26 protein-coding genes are annotated in these 23,099 nt (G+C 67.5%); 8 read left to right on the top strand and 18 right to left on the bottom strand.

Translation table 11 applies throughout. The features are described from left to right. Window positions 1-45 precede the first annotated feature (45 nt). Window positions 46-2,547: a DNA translocase FtsK gene (locus tag BHQ18_RS23825; protein ID WP_205866180.1), complete on the top strand. Its 2,502-nt coding sequence runs from the start codon at window positions 46-48 to the stop codon at window positions 2,545-2,547. Window positions 2,548-2,592: 45 nt separating this feature from the next. Here BHQ18_RS23825 and BHQ18_RS23820 read toward each other — a convergent pair whose 3' ends face one another. Next, window positions 2,593-3,075 carry an amino-acid N-acetyltransferase gene (locus BHQ18_RS23820; RefSeq protein WP_069416171.1) on the bottom strand — a complete coding sequence of 161 codons (483 nt, stop codon included), beginning with the start codon at window positions 3,073-3,075 and terminating at the stop codon, window positions 2,593-2,595. Between the two features lie 68 nt (window positions 3,076-3,143). Here BHQ18_RS23820 and pgsA point away from each other — a divergent pair, with 68 nt between their 5' ends. The 5 genes from pgsA to pspM all read left to right on the top strand — a co-directional run bounded on the left by pgsA (window position 3,144) and on the right by pspM (window position 6,381). After that, the gene (gene pgsA, locus BHQ18_RS23815) at window positions 3,144-3,740 is read left to right on the top strand and encodes a CDP-diacylglycerol--glycerol-3-phosphate 3-phosphatidyltransferase (protein ID WP_069416170.1); all 597 of its coding nucleotides are present in this window, start codon (window positions 3,144-3,146) and stop codon (window positions 3,738-3,740) included. Beyond that, on the top strand, window positions 3,718-4,206 hold the full coding sequence (locus BHQ18_RS23810; protein ID WP_069416123.1) for a CinA family protein: 489 nt from the start codon (window positions 3,718-3,720) through the stop codon (window positions 4,204-4,206). Before pgsA ends, BHQ18_RS23810 begins: the two co-directional genes overlap by 23 nt. 94 nt (window positions 4,207-4,300) lie before the next feature. Continuing rightward, window positions 4,301-4,627 (top strand): transcriptional regulator ClgR, encoded by a 327-nt coding sequence (gene clgR / locus BHQ18_RS23805; RefSeq protein WP_069416122.1) that lies wholly within the window; start codon window positions 4,301-4,303, stop codon window positions 4,625-4,627. A gap of 113 nt (window positions 4,628-4,740) precedes the next feature. Further along, window positions 4,741-5,556: a phage shock protein PspA gene (pspA, locus tag BHQ18_RS23800; RefSeq protein ID WP_069416121.1), complete on the top strand. Its 816-nt coding sequence runs from the start codon at window positions 4,741-4,743 to the stop codon at window positions 5,554-5,556. Window positions 5,557-5,571: 15 nt separating this feature from the next. Beyond that, window positions 5,572-6,381, top strand: a complete 810-nt coding sequence (gene pspM / locus BHQ18_RS23795; protein WP_069416120.1) for a phage shock envelope stress response protein PspM — start codon at window positions 5,572-5,574, stop codon at window positions 6,379-6,381. Here the strand turns inward: pspM and BHQ18_RS23790 are convergent, their stop codons facing one another. After that, entirely contained in the window at window positions 6,382-6,822 is a 441-nt protein-coding gene (locus BHQ18_RS23790; RefSeq protein ID WP_069416119.1) for a limonene-1,2-epoxide hydrolase family protein, read from the bottom strand. A 41-nt stretch (window positions 6,823-6,863) separates the two neighbouring features. On the opposite strand from BHQ18_RS23790, the gene BHQ18_RS23785 reads away from it, so the two are divergent. Together BHQ18_RS23785 and BHQ18_RS23780 are read left to right on the top strand one after the other, a co-directional pair. Further along, window positions 6,864-8,030, top strand: coding sequence for a glycosyltransferase (locus BHQ18_RS23785; RefSeq protein ID WP_069416118.1), 1,167 nt, complete (start codon window positions 6,864-6,866; stop codon window positions 8,028-8,030). A 9-nt stretch (window positions 8,031-8,039) separates the two neighbouring features. After that, window positions 8,040-8,234 (top strand): DUF3046 domain-containing protein, encoded by a 195-nt coding sequence (locus tag BHQ18_RS23780; RefSeq protein WP_069416117.1) that lies wholly within the window; start codon window positions 8,040-8,042, stop codon window positions 8,232-8,234. Window positions 8,235-8,741: 507 nt separating this feature from the next. On the opposite strand, the gene hypD is transcribed toward BHQ18_RS23780, so the two are convergent. The 16 genes from hypD to BHQ18_RS23700 form a co-directional block, all read right to left on the bottom strand. Continuing rightward, window positions 8,742-9,869 carry a hydrogenase formation protein HypD gene (gene hypD / locus BHQ18_RS23770; protein WP_069416115.1) on the bottom strand — a complete coding sequence of 376 codons (1,128 nt, stop codon included), beginning with the start codon at window positions 9,867-9,869 and terminating at the stop codon, window positions 8,742-8,744. A gap of 10 nt (window positions 9,870-9,879) precedes the next feature. Next, window positions 9,880-10,152: a HypC/HybG/HupF family hydrogenase formation chaperone gene (locus BHQ18_RS23765; RefSeq protein WP_069416114.1), complete on the bottom strand. Its 273-nt coding sequence runs from the start codon at window positions 10,150-10,152 to the stop codon at window positions 9,880-9,882. 13 nt (window positions 10,153-10,165) lie between these two features. Next, the gene (hypE, locus tag BHQ18_RS23760) at window positions 10,166-11,260 is read right to left on the bottom strand and encodes a hydrogenase expression/formation protein HypE (protein WP_069416113.1); all 1,095 of its coding nucleotides are present in this window, start codon (window positions 11,258-11,260) and stop codon (window positions 10,166-10,168) included. Next, window positions 11,257-11,955, bottom strand: a complete 699-nt coding sequence (locus BHQ18_RS23755) for a D-sedoheptulose-7-phosphate isomerase (protein ID WP_069416112.1) — start codon at window positions 11,953-11,955, stop codon at window positions 11,257-11,259. Before BHQ18_RS23755 ends, hypE begins: the two co-directional genes overlap by 4 nt. Continuing rightward, complete coding sequence (locus BHQ18_RS23750; RefSeq protein WP_069416111.1) at window positions 11,952-12,680, bottom strand: HypC/HybG/HupF family hydrogenase formation chaperone; 729 nt, start codon at window positions 12,678-12,680, stop codon at window positions 11,952-11,954. Before BHQ18_RS23750 ends, BHQ18_RS23755 begins: the two co-directional genes overlap by 4 nt. Continuing rightward, entirely contained in the window at window positions 12,677-13,405 is a 729-nt protein-coding gene (locus BHQ18_RS23745) for a DUF6390 family protein (protein WP_069416110.1), read from the bottom strand. Before BHQ18_RS23745 ends, BHQ18_RS23750 begins: the two co-directional genes overlap by 4 nt. Beyond that, window positions 13,402-15,690 (bottom strand): carbamoyltransferase HypF, encoded by a 2,289-nt coding sequence (hypF, locus tag BHQ18_RS23740; protein ID WP_069416109.1) that lies wholly within the window; start codon window positions 15,688-15,690, stop codon window positions 13,402-13,404. Before hypF ends, BHQ18_RS23745 begins: the two co-directional genes overlap by 4 nt. Before the next feature lie 2 nt (window positions 15,691-15,692). Further along, on the bottom strand, window positions 15,693-15,956 hold the full coding sequence (locus BHQ18_RS23735) for a HypC/HybG/HupF family hydrogenase formation chaperone (protein ID WP_069416108.1): 264 nt from the start codon (window positions 15,954-15,956) through the stop codon (window positions 15,693-15,695). Between the two features lie 3 nt (window positions 15,957-15,959). Continuing rightward, window positions 15,960-16,448 (bottom strand): hydrogenase maturation protease, encoded by a 489-nt coding sequence (locus BHQ18_RS23730; RefSeq protein ID WP_069416107.1) that lies wholly within the window; start codon window positions 16,446-16,448, stop codon window positions 15,960-15,962. Window positions 16,449-16,464: 16 nt separating this feature from the next. Then, on the bottom strand, window positions 16,465-16,584 hold the full coding sequence (locus tag BHQ18_RS30955) for a DUF6893 family small protein (RefSeq protein ID WP_372516610.1): 120 nt from the start codon (window positions 16,582-16,584) through the stop codon (window positions 16,465-16,467). After that, entirely contained in the window at window positions 16,575-17,903 is a 1,329-nt protein-coding gene (locus BHQ18_RS23725) for a hypothetical protein (protein WP_069416106.1), read from the bottom strand. Before BHQ18_RS23725 ends, BHQ18_RS30955 begins: the two co-directional genes overlap by 10 nt. Next, a complete protein-coding gene (locus BHQ18_RS23720; RefSeq protein WP_069416105.1) occupies window positions 17,900-18,544 on the bottom strand; it encodes a DUF6084 family protein in 645 nt (214 codons plus the stop codon). Before BHQ18_RS23720 ends, BHQ18_RS23725 begins: the two co-directional genes overlap by 4 nt. Continuing rightward, a complete protein-coding gene (locus BHQ18_RS23715) occupies window positions 18,532-19,173 on the bottom strand; it encodes a DUF5947 family protein (RefSeq protein WP_069416104.1) in 642 nt (213 codons plus the stop codon). The genes BHQ18_RS23720 and BHQ18_RS23715 overlap by 13 nt, the downstream gene beginning before the upstream one ends. Then, window positions 19,170-20,102 carry a NifU-related iron-sulfur-binding protein gene (locus BHQ18_RS23710; protein WP_069416103.1) on the bottom strand — a complete coding sequence of 311 codons (933 nt, stop codon included), beginning with the start codon at window positions 20,100-20,102 and terminating at the stop codon, window positions 19,170-19,172. The genes BHQ18_RS23715 and BHQ18_RS23710 overlap by 4 nt, the downstream gene beginning before the upstream one ends. Before the next feature lie 3 nt (window positions 20,103-20,105). After that, entirely contained in the window at window positions 20,106-21,902 is a 1,797-nt protein-coding gene (locus BHQ18_RS23705) for a nickel-dependent hydrogenase large subunit (RefSeq protein ID WP_069416102.1), read from the bottom strand. 84 nt (window positions 21,903-21,986) lie between these two features. Beyond that, a complete protein-coding gene (locus tag BHQ18_RS23700; RefSeq protein WP_069416101.1) occupies window positions 21,987-23,042 on the bottom strand; it encodes an NADH-quinone oxidoreductase subunit B family protein in 1,056 nt (351 codons plus the stop codon). Window positions 23,043-23,099 lie beyond the last annotated feature (57 nt).

Raw genomic sequence — 23,099 nt, 5'->3', positions numbered from 1 at the left:
GTGGCAGATGGTGATTCTGGGACTCAAGGGACTAGTCTTACGAGCATGCCTAGTAAGACCGCTGCGCGCTCTCGGACCGGTTCGGGCAGGTCAAAGGCCGGTTCTCGGGCGAGCAGCCGCACCGCCCCCCGCCGCAAACCGGCCCCTCGCCGCAAATCGTCGCCGGTCTCGGCGGCCGGCGTCTCCGTCGGCCGCGGCGTGCGGGCGGGCTGGATGATGCTGGCCAGGGGTGCCGGCGGCACCGCCCGGTCCGTCGGCCGTGCGCGTGACCTGGAACCGGGCCACCGCCGCGACGGCCTGGCGCTCGCGCTGCTGGGCTTGGCCGTCGTCGTCGCCGCCTCGTCCTGGTTCGACGCCGCGCGCCCGGTCGGCGCGTGGATCGACAGCTTCGTGCGGATCCTGATCGGCGCGGCCGTGGTGCTGGTGCCGCTCGTGCTCGCCGTCATCGGCATCACGCTGATGCGCACCGAACCGGATCCGGACGCGCGGCCGAGGCTGATCCTCGGCTCGGTGATGATCGCGCTGCCCGCGCTGGGGCTGTGGCACCTGTGGGCCGGTTCCCCGCAGGACCCCACCGACCGTCAGCGCGCCGCCGGTTTCTTCGGGTTCGCGATCGGCGGTCCCCTCTCCGACGGTCTCACCGCGTGGATCGCCGCGCCGCTGCTGTTCATCGGCGTGCTGTTCGGTGTGCTGCTGGTGACCGGGACGACGATCCGCGAAGTGCCCTCCACCGTGCGCGCGATGTTCTCCACCCGCGGATACGACGAGGACTACTACGACGACGAGTACGACGACGAGGACACCGAGGTCATCGGCGAGGCCGAGGACTTCTCCGACGGCTACTACGACAACGCGCTGCCGCCCGGCGACCCGGCCGGTGACGAGGCCCAGCCATGGCCGGGCGGAACCGCGCCGTCCGTCGGCGGCACGCCGATGGAGAACTACCCGCTCGAGGACGAGGCGCCCACGGTCCCGGAGCCCAAGCCGCGCAAGAAGAAGCCGGCCAAAGCGCAGACCCTCTCGATCGACCGGGTGGTCGAAGGTCCCTACGCGCTGCCGTCGCTGGAACTGCTGATCGCCGGCGACCCGCCCAAACGGCGCAGCGCCAACAACGACCGCATGATCGAGGCGATCAGCGAAGTGCTGCAACAGTTCAAGGTCGACGCGGCCGTCACTGGCTGCACCCGCGGGCCGACGGTCACCCGCTACGAGGTCGAACTCGGGCCCGGCGTGAAGGTCGAGAAAATCACCGCGCTGCAACGCAATATCGCGTACGCGGTCGCGACCGAGAGCGTCCGGATGCTGGCGCCGATCCCCGGCAAGTCCGCGGTCGGCATCGAGGTACCCAACGTCGACCGGGAAATGGTCAGGTTGGCCGACGTGCTCACCGACCCCGGAACCCGCAGCGACCACCATCCGTTGGTCATCGGTCTCGGCAAAGACATTGAGGGCGAATACATCTCGGCAAACCTCGCCAAGATGCCGCATCTGCTGGTCGCCGGCTCGACGGGTTCGGGCAAGTCGAGCTTCGTCAACTCGATGCTGGTGTCGCTGCTGGTGCGGGCCACCCCGGAGGAGGTCAGGATGATCCTGATCGACCCGAAGATGGTGGAACTGACGCCGTATGAGGGCATTCCGCACCTGATCACGCCGATCATCACCCAGCCCAAGAAGGCTGCGGCCGCGCTGGCCTGGCTGGTCGAGGAGATGGAGCAGCGCTACCAGGACATGCAGGCGTCGCGGGTGCGGCACATCGACGACTTCAACAAGAAGGTGCGCTCCGGCGAGATCACCACACCGCTGGGGAGCCAGCGCGAGTACAAGCCGTACCCGTACATCATCGCGATCGTCGACGAGTTGGCCGACCTGATGATGACCGCGCCGCGCGACGTCGAGGACGCGATCGTGAGGATCACGCAGAAGGCCCGCGCGGCCGGTATCCACCTGGTGCTGGCCACGCAGCGGCCCTCGGTCGACGTCGTCACCGGCCTGATCAAGACCAACGTGCCCTCGCGGTTGGCGTTCGCCACTTCCTCGCTGACCGACAGCCGCGTCATCCTCGACCAGCAGGGCGCCGAGAAGCTGATCGGCATGGGCGACGGGCTGTTCCTGCCGATGGGCGCCAACAAGCCGATCCGGTTGCAGGGCGCGTTCATCACCGACGAGGAGATCGGTGCGGTCGTCGACGCGACGAAGGCGCAGGCCGAGCCCGAGTACACCGAGGGTGTCACCAACGCAAAGACCAACAGTGAACGCACCGACGTCGACCCCGACATCGGCGACGACATGGACGTCTTCCTGCAGGCGGTCGAACTGGTGGTGTCCAGCCAGTTCGGTTCGACCTCGATGCTGCAGCGCAAGCTGCGCGTCGGGTTCGCCAAGGCCGGCCGGTTGATGGACCTGATGGAGACGCGCAACATCGTGGGCCCCTCGGAGGGGTCGAAGGCCCGTGAGGTGCTGGTCAAGCCGGACGAGTTGGCCGCGACCCTGGCCCTGATTCGCGGCGGGTCGGACGCCAACGGCGGCGAGCCCGACGACGACGAGTGATTTCGGGGCGCTACCGATCGCCGGGCGGCCAGCGCACCGAAACCACTAGAGGGTGAGCAGCATTCGCGTGTTGCCGAGGATGTTGGGCTTGACGTAGGACAGGTCCAGGAACTCGGCGACGCCGGTGTCGTACGAGCGGCACATCTCCTCGTAGACCTCGGCGGTCACCGGTGTGCCGTCGATCTCACGGAACCCGTGCCTGCTGAAGAATGCGACTTCGAAGGTCAGCACGAAGATCCGTTCGAGCTGCAGTTCGCGAGCCACGACCAGGAGCCGGTCGACGATCGCATGCCCGACCCCCTGGCCGCGCACCTTCGGGTGTACCGCGACGGTACGAACCTCGCCCAGATCGGACCACAGCACGTGCAGGGCGCCGCAGCCGATCAGCTCGCCGTCGAGTTCAGCCACCCAGAATTCCTGCACCGCCTCGTACAGGTTGACCAGATTCTTCTCCAGCAGAATCCTGCCGGCATAGATGTCCACCAAGGATTTGATGGCGGGAACATCCGTGGTCCGCGCGCGTCGCACGACGAGCTGGCCGGATTCGAGGCTCACAGGTGGAGAGTATCGGTTCGGACTACCGATATTCTGTGGCGGTGGCGGGCCAACCTCATATCGATCCGGTGGTGCCGCGCGCCCGGGTGGCCAACATCGCCAACGTGCTCACCGGCGTGCGGTTCGCGTTGGTCCCGGTTTTCCTGGCCCTGCTGTTCGTCGGCGACGGGCATGAAACATTCTGGCGGATAGCGGCATTCATCGTGTTCTGCGTCGCGGTCATCACCGACCGGCTCGACGGTGCATTGGCGCGCAGCTACGGCATGGTGACCGAGTTCGGCGCGCTCGCCGATCCCATCGCCGATAAGGCACTCATCGGTGCCGCGTTGATCGGGCTCTCGATGCTCGGCGACCTGCCGTGGTGGATGACCATCGTGATCCTGGTCAGGGAGGTCGGCATCACAGTGCTGCGGTTCGCGGTGCTGCGCCACGGCGTGATCCCGGCCAGCCGCGGCGGCAAGCTCAAGACGCTGGTGCAGGCGGTGGCGATCGGGTTGTTCGTGCTGCCGCTGTCGGGGGCCTGGCTGTCGGCGGCGTGGGTGATCATGTGGGCGGCGCTGGTGCTGACCGTCGCCACCGGGGTCGACTACGTCGTCTCGGCGATCAAGGACTCGCGTGGACGACCCCCTGGTCGATGACACCGCCCGCGCGGTGGTCGCCGACCTGACCGTGCGCGGCCAGACCGTGGCCACCGCCGAATCGCTGACCGCGGGCCTGCTGGCCGCGACCCTGGCCGGGGTCGCCGGCGCCAGCGCGGTGCTGCGCGGCGGCCTGATCACCTACGTCGAGGACACCAAGGTCGCGCTGGCCGGGGTGCCCCGCGAGGTGCTCGACGACGTCGGTCCCGTCGCGGCGCCCACCGCCCGGGCGTTGGCCGTCGGCGCTCAGCAGCGCTGCGGAGCCACCTGGGGTGTCGGGTTGACCGGGGTCGCCGGTCCCGAACCGCACGGCGGGCATCCCGTCGGCACCGTGTTCCTGGGCATCGCGGGCCCGGTCACCACCGACGCCGTCCAACTGGCCCTGGCCGGCGCGCGTTGGGAGATCCGCCTCGCGGCCGTGCGGGAAGCGCTCGCGCGGCTGCGGGCCACCATCGCCGCACAGTGAACTCGAATTGATCGGGTCCCGGCGGGAACCAACCGGGCAGGGCGCGGCGTTGCGCTATTAGTAAGCCCCCACTGACCCCGGAAGGGAGAGCACGATGACGGCATTGCTCCGCGAGGTGATCGGCGACGTGCTGCGTCGGGCCCGTGTCGATCAGGGGCGCACGCTGCGGGAGGTCTCCGACACGGCGCGCGTCAGCCTGGGCTACCTCTCCGAGGTCGAACGCGGACGCAAGGAAGCCTCCAGCGAACTGCTCAGCGCGATTTGCGGCGCTCTCGACATCCCGCTGTCACGGGTGCTCTCCGACGCCGGCGAGGAGATGCAGCGCGAGGAGACCGCCGCCGTCGCTGCGGCAGGCACAGCCAACATCGACGCCGCCACCAAGGTCGTCATCCCGCAGGTCGTGTCGATGGCGGTGGCCTGAGCCTGCCTTGTAGGTGTGGTGAGGCACGCTGACCCGATAGATTGGGCAGCACGGTGAGCCGGGAATCGGTGAGGCCGGGACAACCCAGAGACACGAAGGCGGAGTGAACTGAAATGGCCAATCCGTTCGTCAAGGCGTGGAAGTACCTCATGGCGCTGTTCAGCTCCAAGGTCGACGAGTACGCCGACCCGAAGGTGCAGATCCAGCAGGCCATCGAGGACGCCCAGCGTCAGCACCAGGCGCTGACCCAGCAGGCCGCGCAGGTCATCGGCAATCAGCGCCAACTCGAGATGCGGCTGAACCGTCAGCTCGCCGACATCGAGAAGCTGCAGGTCAACGTCCGGCAGGCGCTGACGCTGGCCGATCAGGCCACCGCGGCCGGTGACGCCGCCAAGGCCACCGAGTACAACAACGCCGCCGAGGCGTTCGCCGCCCAGCTGGTGACCGCCGAGCAGAGCGTCGAAGACCTCAAGGGTCTGCACGACCAGGCGCTGCAGGCCGCCGGCCAGGCCAAGAAGGCCGTCGAGCAGAACGCGATGATGCTGCAGCAGAAGATCGCCGAGCGCACCAAGCTGCTGTCCCAGCTCGAGCAGGCCAAGATGCAGGAGCAGGTCAGTTCGTCGCTGAGGTCGATGAGCGAGTTGGCCGCCCCGGGCACCACGCCGAGCCTCGACGAGGTGCGCCAGAAGATCGAGCGTCGCTACGCCAACGCGATGGGCGAGGCCGAGCTGGCGCAGAACTCGGTGCAGGGCCGCATGATGGAGGTCCAGCAGGCCAGCGTGCAGATGGCGGGCCACTCGCGGCTCGAGCAGATCCGTGCCTCGATGCGCGGTGAGCAGCTGCCAGCGGGCGGCAACACCGCGGCATCGCCGGCCACCCCGGCCGCCAACCCCACGCAGGCGACACCCGAAAACCCGTTGTCACAGTAGGTTCCGAGGAATGTCATGAGTAGTCGGCCCGAAGCCTGGCGTTCGCTGGTGCAACGCGGTGTGGACACCGCCGCCGAATGGTCCGACGTGCTGGCCGCGAAACTCAGCGCCGCCGCCGATCCGCGCGCGAAGCTGCTGCGGAAACGGCGGTGGGCGCTGCGGTTGACGGTGTTCTTCGCGTTCTCGTGCGTGTTGTGGATCGGGGTGACCGCGCTGCTGGCGGCGTGGAGCACGCCGTGGTGGGCGCTGTTCATCCCGGCGCCGATCGCCGCCGGAGCGGCGTTCCTGGCGACGCTGACGTTCCTTCGCTACCGCTGGCTCAAGGCTGAACCGTTGCCGCCGCAGCGATCCCGGGCCGGACGTCGGCTTCCGCCGTGGGGATCGGCGGCCCGGCAGCCGATGGCCGCGCTGGCCGCCTCCGAACGCGGGCTGCATTCACTGGTCGGGGTGATGGAGCGTGGCCGGATGCTGCCCGCCGCCGAACTGCGTGAGATCACCGCCGCCGCCAACCACACGGCGGCGACGATGGCCGCGACCGCCAACGAGGTGGTCTCGATGGAACGCGCGATCGGGTCGGCGCCGCAGTCGCGCGCGCATCTGGTTCCCACGATCGGGGCGTTCACCGCGCAACTCGAGCACGGCGCCCGTCAGTACAACGAGATGGTCACCGCCGCAGCGCAACTCGTGTCGGCCGCCAACTCCGGGCCGGCGTCGACCTCACCGATGTGGCAGCAGCGTTACCGCGACGAGTTGTCCAGCGCCACCGACCGGCTCGTCGGCTGGGCGCAGGCCTTCGACGAACTGGGCCACGTCCGCGGCGCGTGACTACATGGTCGGGCGCAGCGACGGGAACACCGTCGCCGCCAGCCCGCGCACAATGGCCTTGAGGAAGTCCAGCGTGTCGAAGTAGTCGCGCCACAACGTGATTCGACCGGCGTGCACCTCAAAGGTTCCGCACACCCAGAACTGCAGACGCACCGGTCCCAGCACCAGGGCGTCGGTGCGTTCGGTGAGCACCGAGTTACCGTCGGCCGCGATGCGGTGAATCTTGACCTCGAAACCGAAGCGGCCCTGACCGCGGCGCATCAGCCCGATGATGCGCTGACGGCCGCGGATGATGGGGTAGCCGACGTTGTGCCACTCGGCGTGGTCGGCGAGCAGGGTGTCGGCCACGTCGAAGTCCTCGTCCTGCAGCGCGTACAGGAAGGTCTCCACCGCCCGGACATTGTCGACATCGGTGTGTACACCGGAAGCCTGGTCGGTCATGGGGTCAGCCTAGTGGCCGCACGCTGTGGCAGGGTAGCCCAATGCGCGTCGCGATCGTTGCCGGACCGGACCCCGGACATGCGTTTCCCGCGCTTGCGCTGTGTCTTCGGTTTCTCGCCGACGGGGATTCGCCGACACTGCTGACCGGCACACAATGGCGGGACACCGCACGCGACGCCGGGGTCGAGTTCCGCGAACTGCTGGGTCTGGACCCGGCGGACACCGACGACGACGCCGACGCGGGCGCCAAGATCCACCGTCGCGGCGCTCGGATGGCGGTGCTCAACGCACCACAGCTGCGCGAGCTGGCGCCGGACCTGGTGATCTCCGACGTGATCACCACCGCGGGCGGCCTGGCCGCCGAACTCCTCGGGCTGCCGTGGGTAGAGCTCAACCCGCACCCGCTGTACCGGCCGTCGAAGGGGTTGCCGCCGATCGGCAGTGGCCTGGCCCCCGGGGTAGGGCTTCGCGGCCGGCTGCGTGATGCGGTGATGCGGGCGCTGTCGGCGCGGTCGTGGCGCGAAGGCATGCGGCAGCGCTCGGACGTGCGGGTGGAGATCGGGCTGCCGGCGGACGATCCGGGTCCGCTGCGGCGGCTGATCGCCACGCTGCCTGCGCTGGAGGTGCCGCGCCCGGACTGGCCGGCCGAGGCGGTCGTGGTGGGTCCGCTGCACTTCGAGCCGACGGCGACGACGCTGGAGGTGCCGCCCGGTGCAGGGCCGGTGATCGTCGTCGCCCCGTCGACCGCCACTACAGGGGCCGGCGGGCTCGCCGAGGTGGCGCTGCAGGCGCTGAAGCCCGGAGAGGGGCTGCCGGAAGGTTCGCGCGTGGTGGTGTCGCGGCTGGACGGCGCCGACGTCGCGGTGCCTCCGTGGGCGGTGGTCGGACTGGGCCGGCAGGACGAACTGCTGAAACAGGCCGACCTCGTGATCTGCGGCGGCGGGCACGGCATGGTCTCCAAGACGCTGCTGGCCGGGGTGCCGATGGTCGTGGTGCCCGGCGGTGGCGATCAGTGGGAGATCGCGAATCGCGTTGTGCGGCAGGGGAGTGCGAAACTGGTGCGCCCGCTCAGCGCCGACGCGCTGGCACTGGCGGTCGGCGAGGTGCTGTCCGGTCCCGGGTTCCGCGACGCCGCGCGCCGCGCGGGGGCGTCGATCGCGCAAGTTCAGGATCCGGTACGGGTGTGCCATGAAGCGGCGTCGGCGTAGTTTGGGCTCGTGCGGTTGACGGAGTTCCGGGAACTGGTGGACGGACAGTTCGGCCCCGTGCGGGGTGCTTCGCTGGTGATGGATCACGTGCTGACGGGCCTCGACGGGCGGACCGCGGCGCAGGCCATCGAGGACGGGGTCGATCCGCGCGACGTCTGGCGGGCGCTGTGCGCCGACTTCGACGTCCCGCGTGACCAGTGGTAGATCGCTAGCCCTTGCCCTCGGCGCGCCCGGTGCCCGCGGTGTGGGAGGGGCCCACCCGGTCGTCGTCGCGATCGGATTCCGGCATTTGTGCTGCCGGTTGTTCCTCGGCCGGAGAGGCCGTGGCACCCCCGGTAGTCTCACTCGGTGACGGGGCTTTCGGGTCGGCATCCGTGACAGGTTTCACCGCGCCGCCAGTTCGTGCATCGTCCTCGTCCGCGCCGCCGGCCGGTTTCGCCGCGGTTTGGCGCCCTTCATAGGGCGGCACCGCCGGTTTCACGTCCTTCGGCGGTTCATCGGTGAAACCGGTCTCGAAGTCCGGGTTGCCTCCGTCGCCGTGTTCGGGAACGGACTCGTCGCCCCGATATGTGCCCGACGGCCGATCTGCCGGCCCGCCTGATGGTTGATCTGATCCGGTACCGCGCTTACCCCGCTCTTCCGGCTCTGACATGACTGATACTCCTCACCCGCCGCCGCATCGACTGCGGCGACGTACTCGATGGACCGGTACTAGGCGCGCTGACCCAGCACCAATGCTGTTTCGCGGTGCAAGCGGCCGAAGTTGTAGTACGCCGCGCAGGCGCCCTCGGGTGACACCATGCACGTCCCGATCGGTGTCTCCGGTGTGCATGCGGTCCCGAACACCTTGCACTCCCAGGGTTTTATGACGCCCTTGAGCACCTCGCCGCACTGGCAGGCCTTCGGGTCGGCCACTCGCACGCCGGGCATGGCGAATATGCGTTCCGCATCGAAGTTCGCGTAGTCGGAGTGGATTCTCAACGCGCTCTGCGAGATGAAACCCAATCCCCGCCATTCGAAATGGGGCCGCAGTTCGAACGTCTGGGCCATCAGCTTCAGTGCCTGGGTGTTGCCTTCTGGGCGGACCACCCGCGTGTACTGGTTCTCGACCTCGCAGCGTCCGTCACGTATCTGCTGCAGCAGCATGTGCACCGACGCGAGAATGTCGAGCGGTTCGAAACCCGCTACCACCATCGGTTTTCCGTATACGTCGGGTACGAACCGGTAGGGCCGCAAGCCCACTACCGTCGAGACGTGCCCAGGTCCGAGGAAGCCGGACAGCCGAAGGTCGGGTGACTCCAGAATCGCCTTGATCGGCGGAACGATCGTCACATGGTTGCAGTACACGCTGAAGTTCTGCACGCCCAGCGCGCGGGCGCGGACAAGCGTCACCGCGGTGGACGGCGCCGTCGTCTCGAAGCCGACCGCGAAGAACACGACGTGTTTGTCCGGGGTGTCGAGCGCGATCTTGAGCGCATCGAGCGGCGAGTAGACGAACCGTACGTCGGCACCGCGCGCCTTGGCCTCGATGAGGTTGCCTCGAGATCCGGGTACCCGCATCATGTCGCCGAATGTCGTGAAGATGACATCCGGTTGCTCCGCCAGCCACATCGCGTCGTCGACGCGCCCCATCGGGATGACGCACACCGGGCAGCCGGGGCCGTGCACCAACTCGACCGTCTCCGGTAGCAGGTGCTCGATGCCGTGCCGGTAGATGGTGTGGGTGTGGCCGCCGCACACCTCCATGAACTTGAACTCGTCGGTGCCCGCCAGGTCGGTGATTGATCTGACCAATGCGCGCGCAGCTGCCGGATCACGGAATTCGTCGACGAACTTCATGGCAAGCCTCTCAAGCGATTTCAGACGAGTTGAATGCTTCGATCTCGGCGGTGTAGTCGGCGCCCATCTTCTGCACCTGATCGAGCGTCAGCGTGGCCTCGTGTTCGTCGATCTTCGCCATGGCGAACCCGACGTGAACCAGGACCCAGTCGCCGACCTGGAGGTTGTCGTCGGCCAGCAGTCGCACACTGATGGTCCGCCGCACGCCGTTGACGGCGACTGTGGCCAGCGACTGCTCGGCGTCGACGATGTCGACCACCTGACCGGGAATGCCAAGACACATCCTCAGATTCCTTTCAACAGATCCGCGGCAGCGGGTCACCGACGAGCATGTCGACAATCCGGCTGCCACCGAAAGAGGTTCGGAGCGCGACGATTCCGTGCGGGTTCGGAACGATCTCACCGACGACGGCGGCTTGCATACCCTGCGGATGCGCGCGTAACGCGGCGACCGCAGCGCCCGACTCGTCGGCGGGCACGACGGCGATGAACTTGCCCTCGTTCGCCACGTACAGCGGGTCGATGCCGAGCATGTCGCACGCGCCCAGCACCTGGGGTTGGACCGGGAGTCTGTCCTCGTCGAGGATAAGCGCGAATGGGGCGTCCTTGACCAGTTCGTTGGCCACCGTGCCGACACCGCCGCGTGTCGCATCGCGCATCCAGCGTGTCGACGGTGCTGCGGCCAACAGGATTTCGACGAGTTCGTGCACCGGCGCGGTGTCGGAGGCGATGTCGGCGTCAATGGCCAAATCGCCGCGGGCCAGCATGACCGCCATCCCGTGCTCGCCGATGGTGCCGGACAGCAGCACCTTGTCACCGGCTCTGACGAGGTCACGCGAGAGTTGCCTGGCCTCGGGTACCTGCCCTAGCCCCGCGGTGCAGATGTACACCCCATCGGCTGCCCCCTTACCGACGACCTTTGTGTCACCGGTGACGATCTGCACTCCCGCCTTGAGCGCCGCTTCGCTCATGTCGGCGACGATCTCACGCAGTTCGGCGATCGGGAATCCCTCCTCGATCACGAACGCCGCTGACAGCCACTGTGGCCGAGCACCCGAGACAGCCAGGTCATTGATGGTGCCGTGCACGGCGACGTGGCCGATGGACCCACCTGGAAAGCGCCGCGGCGAAACCACATACGAATCCGTGGAGAACGCCAACCGTTCCCCCGACGGGATGCGAAGCGCCGCAGCATCACCGAGTTGTTCGAGTTCGTCGTTGCGGAAGGCTTCGAGGAAGACCGCGTCCACGAGGGCGGCCGATGACTTGCCCCCGGCCCCGTGCGCGAGCGTCACCACGTCGTCGAGCAGACGCGGCCGACGCCGGCGGAACTTGTCGATGCGTTCGAGCACGCGATCCTCGCGGTCGGCCGCGCTTGTTGCTTGTGTCATATCGCGTGTGCTCCGTCCAGTGCGCGGGCGGTGATCGTCCGCCTGAGTGACTGCATGTGGACCTGCACCACCGACCAGAGTCGGTAGCCGAGCATCGCGTGGCTCTCCTGGATGCGGTGGATGCACTGAGAGCGGACGGTGAAGCAGAAGTCGAGGTCATCGGCGGCTGCCATACGACCGCCGTCGTGGCCGGAGAAGCCGATGGTCAGCAGCCCGCGTTCTCTGGCCTCGGTGATCGCGGTCATCAGGTCGTCGGAGTTGCCGGATGTGGATAGCGCGATCGCAACATCGCGGTCACGGGCGTGGGCGATGATCTGACGCTTGAAGATCAGTTCGAACCCGACATCGTTGCCCAGTGCGGTCACCACGGCGTTGTCGGCGGCCAGCGACCAGGCGGCGATCGGTCGGCCCCGTGCCGGTCTGCTGAACAGCGACGCCAACGTCGCGGCGTCGGTGGAGCTGCCACCGTTGCCGAACGTGTAGAGCCGGCCCCCCCGGTGGAACCGCTCGGCCATCTGCGTTCCGGCAACGGTCAGGGAGGCACCGTACTCTTCGAGCGATTCTCTTTGCAGCCGTGAGCTTTCCGCGGCCTTACCGCGGGCCGAGGCCGCGAGATCGGTGAGCAGACTTGCCGCGTCGGTCTCCTCGGACTCGATGAACGGATACAGGAAGCCGGTGGCGTCGGAGTCGGTCATCGACGCACCTCCTCGGGGTCGATGCGGGTGATGGCGGCTCCGGTGTGTAACAGGACGAGGTCGTTGGGCGCGACGGCTCCGATCAGCGTGACGTCGACCCACTCTTCGCCGTCGGCGGTGCGTACCAGCGCCGAACTCGTGGCGTCGGCGGGTTCGGCCAGCACCTCACCGAGCCGACCCTCGTCACTGCACGTCACACAGGGCTCGTCGGCGCACTCCGCCGGTTTCAGCAAACCAGGATGCTCGAAGCAAACGTGGGTCAGCTCCCACAGCAGGTGATACATCAGCACGAATGCGCCGGTGGCCGGCACCATCGGATCGTCGGTGTCGATCCACAGGATGTGGTTGGCCGCACCCGCCGGCGGGCGCGGGCCCGAACCGATCCACAACGTCAGGACGCCCCACGCCTGCGCCCGGCGCATGGCGTCGACGACCGACGGCTCGTCCGCCGATGCCACGGCGATCAACAGATCACCAGGGCGGCTGGCCACCCTCGCTTGGGCCACCGGGTCCGGTTCGACGAGGGCAACCGACGGCAGGGCCCGTTTGCCCATTATGACCGGATGCACGAACTCCACGGCGATGTGGTGAGCGTGTGGTTCCCATTGCGGGGAGATCACCCACAGCGTGGCGCCCTTGTGGAACCTGCAGGCCAGATTCAGTGCGGCGGCGGCGAGATCTGCGGACAGCTCTTCGTCGACGTAGGGGCGATCAACGGTGGTCATTTCGACTGTTCCTGTCCGATAACCGAATTGACGAGATCAAGAGTTGCCTGAGTAGCCGCCTCGAGTTCCGCGCCTTCCTCGTCGCTCAGCGTCGCGCAGACCCAGTCCCAATGCGCGGAGACGACTGCGCCCGGTTTCGGCGCGGGGGCCAGCGTCAGCTCGCCCTTCCTCCATCCGACTCGCTCACAGCGCGGATCGCCGAGTCGCAGTCGGCCGCTCGTGTATTGCAGGGGACGCGACGCGATCTCCGTCTGATCACCGGCGACGTTCAGGACCGTTCCCCACCGGATGCGGCAGTCCTGCATCACACCGACCGCAGTCGTCGCGTCACGACTCAGGAACCTCGTCCACGGATAGACGACCAAGACGTGAAAGCTGTGGTGGGCGAGCACCTTCGCGGTAGCGGGCACGGTGTCGAGCAGTCCGGTGACCTGGCCGGTGAACGCCGCGCGCAGTCGGGTGAGAAGTTGCGCGGGGTCGACCTTGCCCAACCCCCGGCCACCGACCCAATAATTGCGGACGACCTCCTCGTCGAGCACGTCGGTGGCGCCGACGGCCTCGGCGATGGCAGACAGGTACGGCCAAGTGCCGTCGAAATCCTCTGCCCGCGCGGCCAGCCCGGAAACGCTCCCATCAGTCGTCGGCCCGCAATAGCCCAGTTCGTTCGGTGGGTAGGCGTACCGGCCGAACAACGAATGGCCCTCAGGCGCCCTGTTGTGACTCATCCGGCATTCCCCACCATCAGCTGGCCCAGCGCGATACCGCCGTCGTTGGCCGGCACCGTGCGGTGTGTGAGCACCTGAAGGCCCCGGGCGTGTAGGCCGTTGCGCGTCAGTTGGAGGAGCAGAGCGTTCTGAAACACCCCACCCGACAGCGCCACGGGTCGAGAAGGGTCGGCGTGCGCGCAGGCGAGGTTAACGACCAGATCGGCGACCGCGCGATGGAACCGTGCTCCGATCACGGGCGGGGGCACACCGGCTCGGAGGTCGCGGACCACGGCCCGCAGCGTAGGAGCCGGATCCATCAGCACCGCTGCCTCGCGGGCGGCGAGGCCGAACTCGTAGGATCCTGAACCGCAGTCGATGTCGCGGGAGATGCCCTCCAGCTCGATGGCTGCCTGGGCTTCGTAGGTCGCGATCTGGCGCACCCCGATGAGCGAGGCCACCGCGTCGAACAATCGGCCCATGCTGGAAGTCGGGGCACAACCGAGACCGGTCTCGAGTTGGCGAGCCAGCGCTGAGCGTTCATCGGGCGGGCACGCCGAAACCGACGGCAGATTGCGGCCCCACGCGATGCCGGCCGACCGCAGATGTGCCAACGCCATGCGATACGGGCGCCGCACGCTGATGTCCCCGCCGGGTAGCGGTACATATTTCAGGTGAGCGAGCCGTTGGAAGCCTTTGTAATTGGCCAGCAGCACTTCTCCGCCCCAGACAGCGCCGTCGGATCCGTAGCCCGTTCCGTCGAACGCGAACCCGAGAACCTGGGTGGAGCCGTCGAGTCCGTGTTCGGCCATCACGGCCGCCACGTGAGCGTGATGATGCTGGACCATCCTGACCGGGCGCCCGGCCGCGTTGCGTTGTGCCCACATGGTGGAGCGATACAGCGGATGCGCGTCGGCGACGAGTACCTCCGGCGCGACCGTCGTCAACGCCGTGAGGTGCCGCTGCGCGGAATCGAACGCCGAGAGCGTCGCCAGGTCGTCCATGTCACCGATGTGCTGGCTCAACCACGCGTACCGGCCATCCGCCACCGCCATGGTGTTCTTCAGGTCGGCACCGACCGCCAGCGACGGCGGCACCGGCACCGGCAACGCCACCGGCAGCGGCGCGTAACCCCGTGAGCGCCGGATCGGTAACTCCGCACCACAAACCACCCGCATGACAGAGTCGTCGCAGGGCACCAGGATCTCCCGGTCATGCATGAGCCAGCCGTCGACAAGGTGCGCGAGCCGCTCGACGGCAAATTCCTCGCTGATGCAGATCGGCTCACCGGCAAGGTTGCCCGACGTCATCACCAACGCGGTGGGGCCCGGTTCGTCGCCCGGCAGGCCGAACAGCAGCTTGTGCAGCGGTGTGTAGGCGAGCAGGATGCCGAGGTCCGGGTTGTGCGGAGCCACCGATTCGGCGACCGGGGCGTTGTCCCGCCGGGGCGCCAGCACGATGGGACGTTGGGGGCCGGTGAGCAGTTGCGTCGACGCCGCGTCGATCTCGGCCAACCCTCGGGCCGTGTGAAGATCGGTCGCCATCACCGCGAACGGCTTGTCGCCGCGGCGCTTTCGCCGCCGCAGTTCGGTGACGGCGCGCCCGTCGGCCGCGTCACAGGCCAGGTGGTAGCCACCGATGCCCTTGACGGCGAGGATCCCGCCCTCGCGTAACAGGCGCCGTGCGTCTCGGAGCGCGGCCTCGCCCGTAGTCGTCATACCGTTGCCGTCGCGGTACGTCAGCGTGGGTCCGCAGTCGGGGCAGCAGACCGGTTGGGCGTGAAACCTGCGGTCGGCGGGATCGCGGTACTCGCGGGCGCAGGCCGCGCACATCGGGAACGGCGCCATGGTCGTGGTGTGTCGGTCATAGGGCAGGCTGGCGACGATCGTGAAGCGGGGGCCGCAGTTGGTGCAGTTGACGAAGGCGTGCCGGTATCGCCGGTTGGCGGGGTCGCGCTGCTCCGCGGCGCAGTCGGTGCACATCGCGACATCAGGAGACACCAATGTGCGCCCGCCGTCTGCGCGCGACGTGCCGACGATGACGAATCCTGTCCCGCCTGCCGGTGAAAGCCGCTCGATGTCGATCGATTCGATCACCGCAAGCGGCGGCGGACGGTCACGTAGCCGGTTCAAGAAGGTGCCGACGTCTGCGGTGTCACCTTCGATCTCGATGACCGCCCCAGCGCTGTCGTTGCGCACACTGCCGCTCAACCCCAGCGCGGCGGCCGTCGTGTAGACGAATGGCCGGAAACCGACGCCCTGTACCACCCCGTGTACGTGGACGCGCAGGCAGCGCCGGGTGGTCATGGTCATGGTGACTCCGCCAGCCCCGGGGCGGGTTCGCCTCTGCGTAACAGCTGAAGGCCCGCCAGCGCGGCGTCGGCCCCGGCCTTGTCGGTCTTCTCCATGACGAATCCCATGTGGATGATCACCCAGTCGCCGGCCGAGAACGTCTCCTCGGGCAGCATGCCGACGTTGACCTTGCGGTGCTCTCCGGCGACGTCGACGAGGGCAAGCTGGCCGCCGTAGCCGTCCAGCATCGAGACGACCTGTCCGGGAATCCCGAGACACATCGGTCAGCCCTCCGCCACCGGGGAGCGGGCCAGCAGCCCGGCCACCACAGCGTCAATGGTGCGCACCGCTTCCGGCACCGCCTGCGCGACAGCATCGGAGAGGCCGATGCCCTCGTCGACGCACCCGGCCTCGCAGCCGACCACCACTGTGTAGGGCGGGTTTCCGCCGAGTGCGCCCAGGCCGGCGAACACCGCGGCCGGATCCATCGCGTGCGCATCCAGACCCGAGATGTCGCGCCGAGTCTGCAGATCGGCTTCGAAGACATGGACTGTGCCGGGCACACCGCGGCTCGGGATCGCGTCGACGAGCACGAGGGCATCCCAGCCGTCCAGCAGGTCGTACGCCAAATGCATGCCTCCGATGCCGTAATCCCGGACCCGAACCTGTGGACGATCGAGTCCGGCGGGCACGCGTCGGATCACCTCGGGACCGAAGCCGTCGTCCCCGAGAAAGATGTTGCCGAGCCCGGCGACCAGGATTCGAGAGATCAGGACACCTCGATTGCGGTCACATCCGCCGCATCTTCACGTAGCGGCGCGCATCCGGTACCGAACGAATGCCGATCAGCGCTGCCGCCAGGGCGATCCCGGCCACCAGTGCGACAGCGATCCAGCCGATCACTTCCATTGTGAACTCCCTTCCACCACGGGTTCGACTTCGTCGGGTGCGAAGTACAGGTAGCGGCCGTACCAGTCGTGCAGGTCGGCCGCCGGGTCCTCCTCGAGCACAACGCCGATGTGCTGTTCGCCGTCGACGTCTTCGTGCACCGACGTGACGCGTGCGATCTTGTTCGCGTAGAACACATCCTGGGCGTCGGCGCGGCGCGAGGGATGCAATCGCACGCGGCTGCCGCGGGCCACTCGGGTCTCGTTGACCAGAACGGCATCGGAGTGCGGCCGTACCGCCGCGTCGGCCGTGGGGTCCCACCACCCGACCCCGTCGGGAATCTCGGGTATCAGTCCGGCGGGTGCGTGCGGATCGCGGAGCACACCGTGCAGGTCGAGCATCGCCTCGGGTGACAACGAGTCGCAGCGGTCGATGATCGCCGCGGCGCGTGGGTCGGTGGCCCGAGCCTGCGCCTTCTCGCCGTCGGTCATCGTCATGATCCGCAAGGTCAGGATTTCGTCGATCTCGGTCGAATCGTAGAGAGCGCCTTGGCTCTGTTCGGCGATCTCCGGGTGGTCGTAGAGGATGATCGGGGAGGCCAGCATGAGGTCCCGGTGCGGCGACGGGCCCGCGAGCACCGGAAAGCACCGATGCTGGCGGCAACGCGCCGCGGCATCGGCCGCCCGGTCCGGCGGTTCGAGCAATGAGACGAACTCGCCGTCCGCGACCTCGAGCAACAGATGGGTCCCGATCATCGAACGGGCGATCGCCTCGTCTTTGTCCCCGGTGGGCGGGGCCGTATTGCGCACATCGATGGTGAGCCGCAGAAGTCCGTCGTCGTCGTCAGCGGAGATGTCCACCCGACCGCGCAACGGTCGCCGAGTCCGCACCAGCCGGCCGCCGGGGACGAGCTCCACCTCGGTCGTCGGCGCGACCGAGATGTTCAGCGTGGCAGGCAGGCTCATCACCGGGAGCGGGTCGATCGGGACCTCGCACTCGACGGCCTCGTCCCAGCAAAGCCAACAGCCCGCATCCGACACGAGTTCGTCGACGGGTTCGAAACGGCCGTCGCCGAGGTCGCGTTCGACACCGCGGTGCTGCAGATGAAGAAACCGGACCACACCGGTTACCATCGTGATGCCGCGGGAAGCGATCAGAACCTGAGCCGACAGCGTGGACTCTTCGCCGATGCCGGCTTCGGAAGCGCCGATCGGGCTCAACACCCCGAATTGCCAACGGGACTGGTTCTTGCTCGACGTCGCACGATACGGGTACAGCAGATACCCCTCGTAGAGCACTGCATCCGCGACGGCTCGCGCGTGGTCCCAGTCTGCGGTCATCGAACCTCCTGTGCGACGTGGGTGGTCAGCAGTGAGGCGATCGCATCGTCGTAGCCCAGCAGTCCGCGCGCGGATTTGAACGCGGACAAAGCCGCCAGGGTGTCGTGGCTCAACCTCAGCCATCCGGCGTTGGGATAGTGCAGCCGCATGAGTTCACGCCATGTCGAGACGGGAAGTTTGTAGTGGTCTTCGCGGTCCCACGGCACCTGCTGCACGGCGAAGTTGTTGACGCCCCTGGTGAAAACCGTTCCACTGAACAGGAATTGCAGGGGAATCGCACCGTCCCGCAGCGCATGGAAGTATTTGGCGGCGGTGACCTCGAAGTCGTAGGTGCACTCGAGTGCCAGGTCGACCTGTGTGGTGCCGGAGAAGCCCGGCACCACCGTACTGCAGTGCTGCCAGAGGAAATTGTGCTGTGTGGCGTCCCAGCGCTCGCGGGGCCCGAACAGGTCCAGCAGTCCGAGCGCTTCGTCGTCGGTGTAACCGCGCCGCAACGGCTCGATGCGGACCTGGCAGCGCAATGCGATCGCGTGCACGGGTTCCTCGCCGTCGGCGGAGATACCGAGACGCGCGGTGAGCACCGGAGTCACCGCGTACGGTTCGGCGGAGATGTCGAGCACTGCGAACGTCAACTCTGGCACGGCACCACCACCTTGCCGCGGGCGCGAACCTCGTCGAAGAAGTCGTCGACGTACTCCCGGACCTGCTGACCGCCGTCGAAGCCGCGCCACAGTTGGCGGAGCCGGCCGACGAACTCGTAGCAGGCGTCGATGGGCACCAGATGGCATTCCGGCGGCCGGGTCTCGTCGTCGGGCACGCGCACGAGGAGGGCCTCGGTGTCGTCGGCCAGCAGATCGACGCGCCGGTCCGCGTCGCGCACACCGTCCCACGCGGTCAGGTCCAGTTCGGACTCCGTCGCACCAGCCGGCCCCGGATAGAAGGCCACCACGTGGTTCACCGCCGAGTTGCGGAAGAAGAACGCCAACCCCACCGGGATCTGAAGGAGTTGCCACTCCCGATGCCCGAGCCCGAAGTCCGGAAAGGTCAGCCAGCGGTCGGGCACCGCGCGGAAGCGGAGCTCGGCGGTGGCGTCGGTGAAAAGCAGGTAACAACCGCGGCACACGCACATCAACTGTCGTGCATCGACATTCACGACGTGCTGATGGCGCTCGGTGATCGGCTCGGTGCACATCTCACAGCGCTCGACCGCCGGAGCGGGTCCGCCCCGGCTGGCCCGGATCCGGGCGAGCACGTCGTAGGCGTCACTCATGCCATGCCCGCTCCCGTTGGTTCGGTCGCCATCGCAATCGAGAGCACTCCGTCGCGGGTGAGCAGCGGGATCGGTTGCAGGTGCGCTTGCGGGGCGGCGTCGTCGACGCAGGCGCCGGCGTGCACGACATCGAAGTGGGCGTGACAACCCGGGCAGCGCAGTACGGCCTCGTCGGCGGGCCGGCCCATCCGGCGATGCAAGGCAGCACCGGCCAGCGTCTCACCGCAGACACCGCACCGGTTGCGGTAGGCGAACACCGCGTCGCCGACGCGGCACGCGAGCACGGTGTGTCCCGCGACGTAGAACCCGCCGACGTCGCCGGGTGCCAGGTCCGCGAGCTCGGGAACGGCGTGCCACACCGCCGAGCCCGGTCCGCTCTGATGGACGCGGCTGAGCAGTGCCGCCGCGGGTATCACGGTGCCGGCGGCATCCGCGGGGACCACCTCGATCGAGCTCACCTCAGGGGCCGCCGCCCGGATGGCGTCCTCGACGGTCAGTTCGAGCGTCACCGCCGAGGACGGACAGCTCTTACAGCTGCCCGTGAACTGCAGCCGCACAACCGATCCTTCGGGGTGAGACGCGATGTCGAGCAAGGTGACGTCGCCGCCGTGTGAGCCCAGGTACGGGCGGACCCTGTTCAGGGCATCCGCGACCCTCTGCTCGACGTTGTGGGGGTGGAGCCCGTGCACGAGCAGCAGGCTCGCCACCAGGTCGTCGCCGGCGAACCGCTCCGCCAGGCGGGCGTCGGCGCCCACCGCGATCCGCAGTATCCGCTCCAGCCCTTCGCCGTAGAGATCGGTCACCTCGCCGACGAGCTGAACCGCCCGCTCGTAGGCCGCGGGGCCGCCCGCGGCGGACGCGTCGAGCAGGCCCTGTATCCGGTCACCCGCCGTACGCCACTGCACGTCGTCTCTTTCCGGCGGGACCATTTCCTATTCCCCGGTGACGGACTGGGTGGGGGAGTGCAGCAGGTCCAGCGACTTCCCCTTTCCCAGGTACATGTGCACACCGCAGGGCAGACACGGATCGAAACTGCGCACCGTGCGCATGACGTCGATGCCCTTGAAGTGTTCCCGGCCGTTCTCCTCGAAGATCGGCTGACCCTGCACCGCATCCTCGTAGGGGCCCGGTGTGCCGTAACTGTCGCGCGGGTTCGCGTTCCACGGGGTCGGCGGATAGGGGTGATAGTTCGCGATCTTGCCGTCACGGATCACCATGTGGTGGCTCAGCACTCCGCGGACCGCCTCGGTGAACCCGCACCCGATGCCCTCGTCGGGTACCTCGAACTTCTCCCAGGTCTTGGTGCGGCCCGCGCGGATCTCGGTCAGCGCCTTCTCAGCGAAGTGCAGCGCACAGGCGGCCGCGTAGGCCTGGAAGTACGTCCGCGCCCGATTGCGCTCGAGGGTGTTGCTGCCGTATTCGGGTATCTTCCATTCGAACTCGACCGGTCCCTTCAGGGCGGTCTTGGGCAGGTTGATCTGCACGCTTCGTCCGGTCGCCTTCACGTAGCCGATGTCGACAAGCCCGGCGAGCGCGGTGGACCACAACCGCGCCAACGGTCCGCCGCCGGTGTCCAGCGCCAGATGATCCGTGCCGTCGAACCATCGCGGCGCCATCACCCAGCTGTAGTTGCCGTCGAAGTCGCGCTTCTGCGGGCGGGGATTGGTGTGCTGGTTCCAGGGGTGCCGCCGGTCCACCGGATTGCCCAGCGGATCGGTCTTGACGAACATCTCCTGGTCGGTCCAATCGTCGTAGTACGAGTGCCCCAGCAGGATTCGGATGCCCAGATTGATGTCCACCAGCGAGTGGGTGTGCAGCTTGCCGTCGATCACCACGCCCGGGGTGACAAACATCGCGTCGCCCCAGCGTTCCATGTCCTTGTACTCGAAGTTGCACACCTCGGGATCCTGGAAGGATCCCCAGCACCCCAGCAGCGTCCGCCGCAACCCGACCTGGTCGTAACCGGGGAGCGCTTCGTAGAAGAAGTCGAAGAGGTCGTCGTGCATCGGCACGACCTTCTTCATGAACTCCACGTATCGCATCAATCGGGTCATGTAGTCGGTCATCAACTGGACCGTCGCGGTGGTGCCGATGCCACCGGGATACAGCGTGGACGGGTGGACGTGGCGACCTTCCATGAGGCAGAACATCTCCCGCGTCCAGCGGCTGACCTGCAGCGCCTCGCGGTAGAACTCACCGGTGAACGGGTTGAGCGCGCGCATGATGTCGGCGATCGTGCGGTGGCCGTGCATGTCCGCGTGCGGGGCCTGCGTGTTCTCAGCCTTGGCCAGCACACTGGGGTTCGTCTCGGCGACCATCTTCTCGCAGTAGTCCACCCCGACCAGGTTCTCTTGGAAGATGTTGTGGTCGAACATGTACTCGGCGGCCTCGCCCAGGTTGATCAGCCATTCGCCCAGGTGCGGTGGTTTGACGCCGTAAGCCATGTTCTGGCAGTAGCACGAGCAGGTGGCGTGGTTGTCGCCGCAGATACCGCAGATGCGGCTGGTGATGAAGTGGGCGTCGCGAGGGTCCTTGCCTTTCATGAAGATCGAGTAACCGCGGAAGATCGACGAGGTGCTGTGACACTCGACGACTTCGCGGTTGTCGAAGTCGATCTTGGTGTAGATGCCGAGGCTGCCGACGATGCGGGTGATGGGATCCCAGGCCATCTCCACGAGTTGACCGGGATCGCGCTTCACGTGTGAGGGCTCGGGGATGATGGTGGTCATTGAGCTTTCCCTTTCGGCTGAAGGAGAAGCGTCACAGGGTGTTCCGGTACCCGAAAGCACGCCTGGGCGCCCCGGGGGAGCGCACTACCAGGTGCGCGTCGCTCCGGTTGTGAGTTGCGTGCCGGGATGGCGCCATTTGGGTTCTTTGTCGACCGTGCGGCCCGTGACGTGACGCAGGCTGCGGATGACCGACCCGTACAGTCCCGACGCCGCGGTCGACACTTTGCCGCCGGGCGGTTCGTCCATGAACGGCATGAACTTGTCGGGGAACCCGGGCATCGTGCATCCGATGCAGATGCCGCCGACGTTAGGGCAGCCACCGACACCGTTGATCCAACCGCGCTTGGGCACGTTGCACTTCACCACCGGGCCCCAACAGCCAAGCTTGACAATGCATTTGGGAGAGCCGTATTCGGTGGCGAAGTCACCCTGTTCGTAATAGCCGGCGCGGTCGCAACCTTCGTGCACGGATGCGCCGAACAGCCACTGGGGCCGCAACGCGTCGTCGAGCGGAATCATCGGAGCCTGGTTTGTGGCCATGTAGAGCAGGTAGGTCAGTGTCTCGGCGAGGTTGTCCGGTTGGATGGGACAGCCGGGCACGCAGACGATCGGTATGCCCGCCTTGCTCTTCCAGTCCCAGCCGAGGTAATCGGGTACTCCCATGGCCCCGGTCGGGTTGCCCGCCATCGCGTGGATACCGCCGTAGGTGGCGCACGTGCCCACCGCGACGAGCGCAGTGGCCTTGGGTGTCAGCCGATCCAGCCACTCGCTCGTCGTCATCGGTTGGCCGGTGGCCGGGTCGTTTCCGAATCCGCACCAGTAGCCTTCGGCCTTGATCTTCTCGTTCGGGATGGACCCCTCGACCACCAGAACGAACGGATCCAGCTCACCCCGGTCGGCTTTGAAGAACCATTCGAGAAAATCGTCGGCGCCCCCGTTTGGTCCGCACTCGAAATCGATCAGGGGCCAATGGACGGCGATCCTCGGCAGCCCGGGAAGAGCGCCCAGGGCGATCTCCTCGATGCTGGGTTGGGTGGCGGCAGTCAGCGCCACAGAATCACCGTCACAACTCAATCCGGCGTTGATCCAGAGAACGTGGATCAGCGCCTCTTCTGCTTTGACTGCTGCCTCCGTTGGCATAGGTCACAGCTTTCTGGGGGCCGGGCTGGGGCCCTCACGACCGGGAGCCGGGCTGCG

It is taken from the genome of Mycolicibacterium flavescens (assembly GCF_001722335.1).
Classification (GTDB): Bacteria; Actinomycetota; Actinomycetes; order Mycobacteriales; family Mycobacteriaceae; genus Mycobacterium; species Mycobacterium flavescens.
This window is presented reverse-complemented; position numbering and strand designations above follow the sequence as displayed.

Bases quoted from the DNA above. Each gene is read 5' to 3' on its own strand.
- BHQ18_RS23765 (WP_069416114.1), bottom strand. From the start codon at position 10,152: ATGTGTCTTGGCATTCCCGGTCAGGTGGTCGACATCGTCGACGCCGAG.
- BHQ18_RS23700 (WP_069416101.1), bottom strand. From the start codon at position 23,042: ATGCCAACGGAGGCAGCAGTCAAAGCAGAAGAGGCGCTGATCCACGTT.
- BHQ18_RS23710 (WP_069416103.1), bottom strand. From the start codon at position 20,102: ATGGTCCCGCCGGAAAGAGACGACGTGCAGTGGCGTACGGCGGGTGAC.
- BHQ18_RS23825 (WP_205866180.1), top strand. From the start codon at position 46: ATGCCTAGTAAGACCGCTGCGCGCTCTCGGACCGGTTCGGGCAGGTCA.
- BHQ18_RS23725 (WP_069416106.1), bottom strand. From the start codon at position 17,903: ATGACCGCAGACTGGGACCACGCGCGAGCCGTCGCGGATGCAGTGCTC.
- BHQ18_RS23715 (WP_069416104.1), bottom strand. From the start codon at position 19,173: ATGAGTGACGCCTACGACGTGCTCGCCCGGATCCGGGCCAGCCGGGGC.
- hypF (WP_069416109.1), bottom strand. From the start codon at position 15,690: ATGACCACCCGGCGCTGCCTGCGCGTCCACGTACACGGGGTGGTACAG.
- BHQ18_RS23790 (WP_069416119.1), bottom strand. From the start codon at position 6,822: ATGACCGACCAGGCTTCCGGTGTACACACCGATGTCGACAATGTCCGG.
- BHQ18_RS23750 (WP_069416111.1), bottom strand. From the start codon at position 12,680: ATGACCACCGTTGATCGCCCCTACGTCGACGAAGAGCTGTCCGCAGAT.
- BHQ18_RS23705 (WP_069416102.1), bottom strand. From the start codon at position 21,902: ATGACCACCATCATCCCCGAGCCCTCACACGTGAAGCGCGATCCCGGT.
- BHQ18_RS23735 (WP_069416108.1), bottom strand. From the start codon at position 15,956: ATGTGTCTCGGGATTCCCGGACAGGTCGTCTCGATGCTGGACGGCTAC.
- hypD (WP_069416115.1), bottom strand. From the start codon at position 9,869: ATGAAGTTCGTCGACGAATTCCGTGATCCGGCAGCTGCGCGCGCATTG.
- pspM (WP_069416120.1), top strand. From the start codon at position 5,572: ATGAGTAGTCGGCCCGAAGCCTGGCGTTCGCTGGTGCAACGCGGTGTG.
- BHQ18_RS23755 (WP_069416112.1), bottom strand. From the start codon at position 11,955: ATGACCGACTCCGACGCCACCGGCTTCCTGTATCCGTTCATCGAGTCC.
- clgR (WP_069416122.1), top strand. From the start codon at position 4,301: ATGACGGCATTGCTCCGCGAGGTGATCGGCGACGTGCTGCGTCGGGCC.
- BHQ18_RS30955 (WP_372516610.1), bottom strand. From the start codon at position 16,584: ATGGAAGTGATCGGCTGGATCGCTGTCGCACTGGTGGCCGGGATCGCC.
- pspA (WP_069416121.1), top strand. From the start codon at position 4,741: ATGGCCAATCCGTTCGTCAAGGCGTGGAAGTACCTCATGGCGCTGTTC.
- BHQ18_RS23745 (WP_069416110.1), bottom strand. From the start codon at position 13,405: ATGAGTCACAACAGGGCGCCTGAGGGCCATTCGTTGTTCGGCCGGTAC.
- BHQ18_RS23785 (WP_069416118.1), top strand. From the start codon at position 6,864: ATGCGCGTCGCGATCGTTGCCGGACCGGACCCCGGACATGCGTTTCCC.
- hypE (WP_069416113.1), bottom strand. From the start codon at position 11,260: ATGACACAAGCAACAAGCGCGGCCGACCGCGAGGATCGCGTGCTCGAA.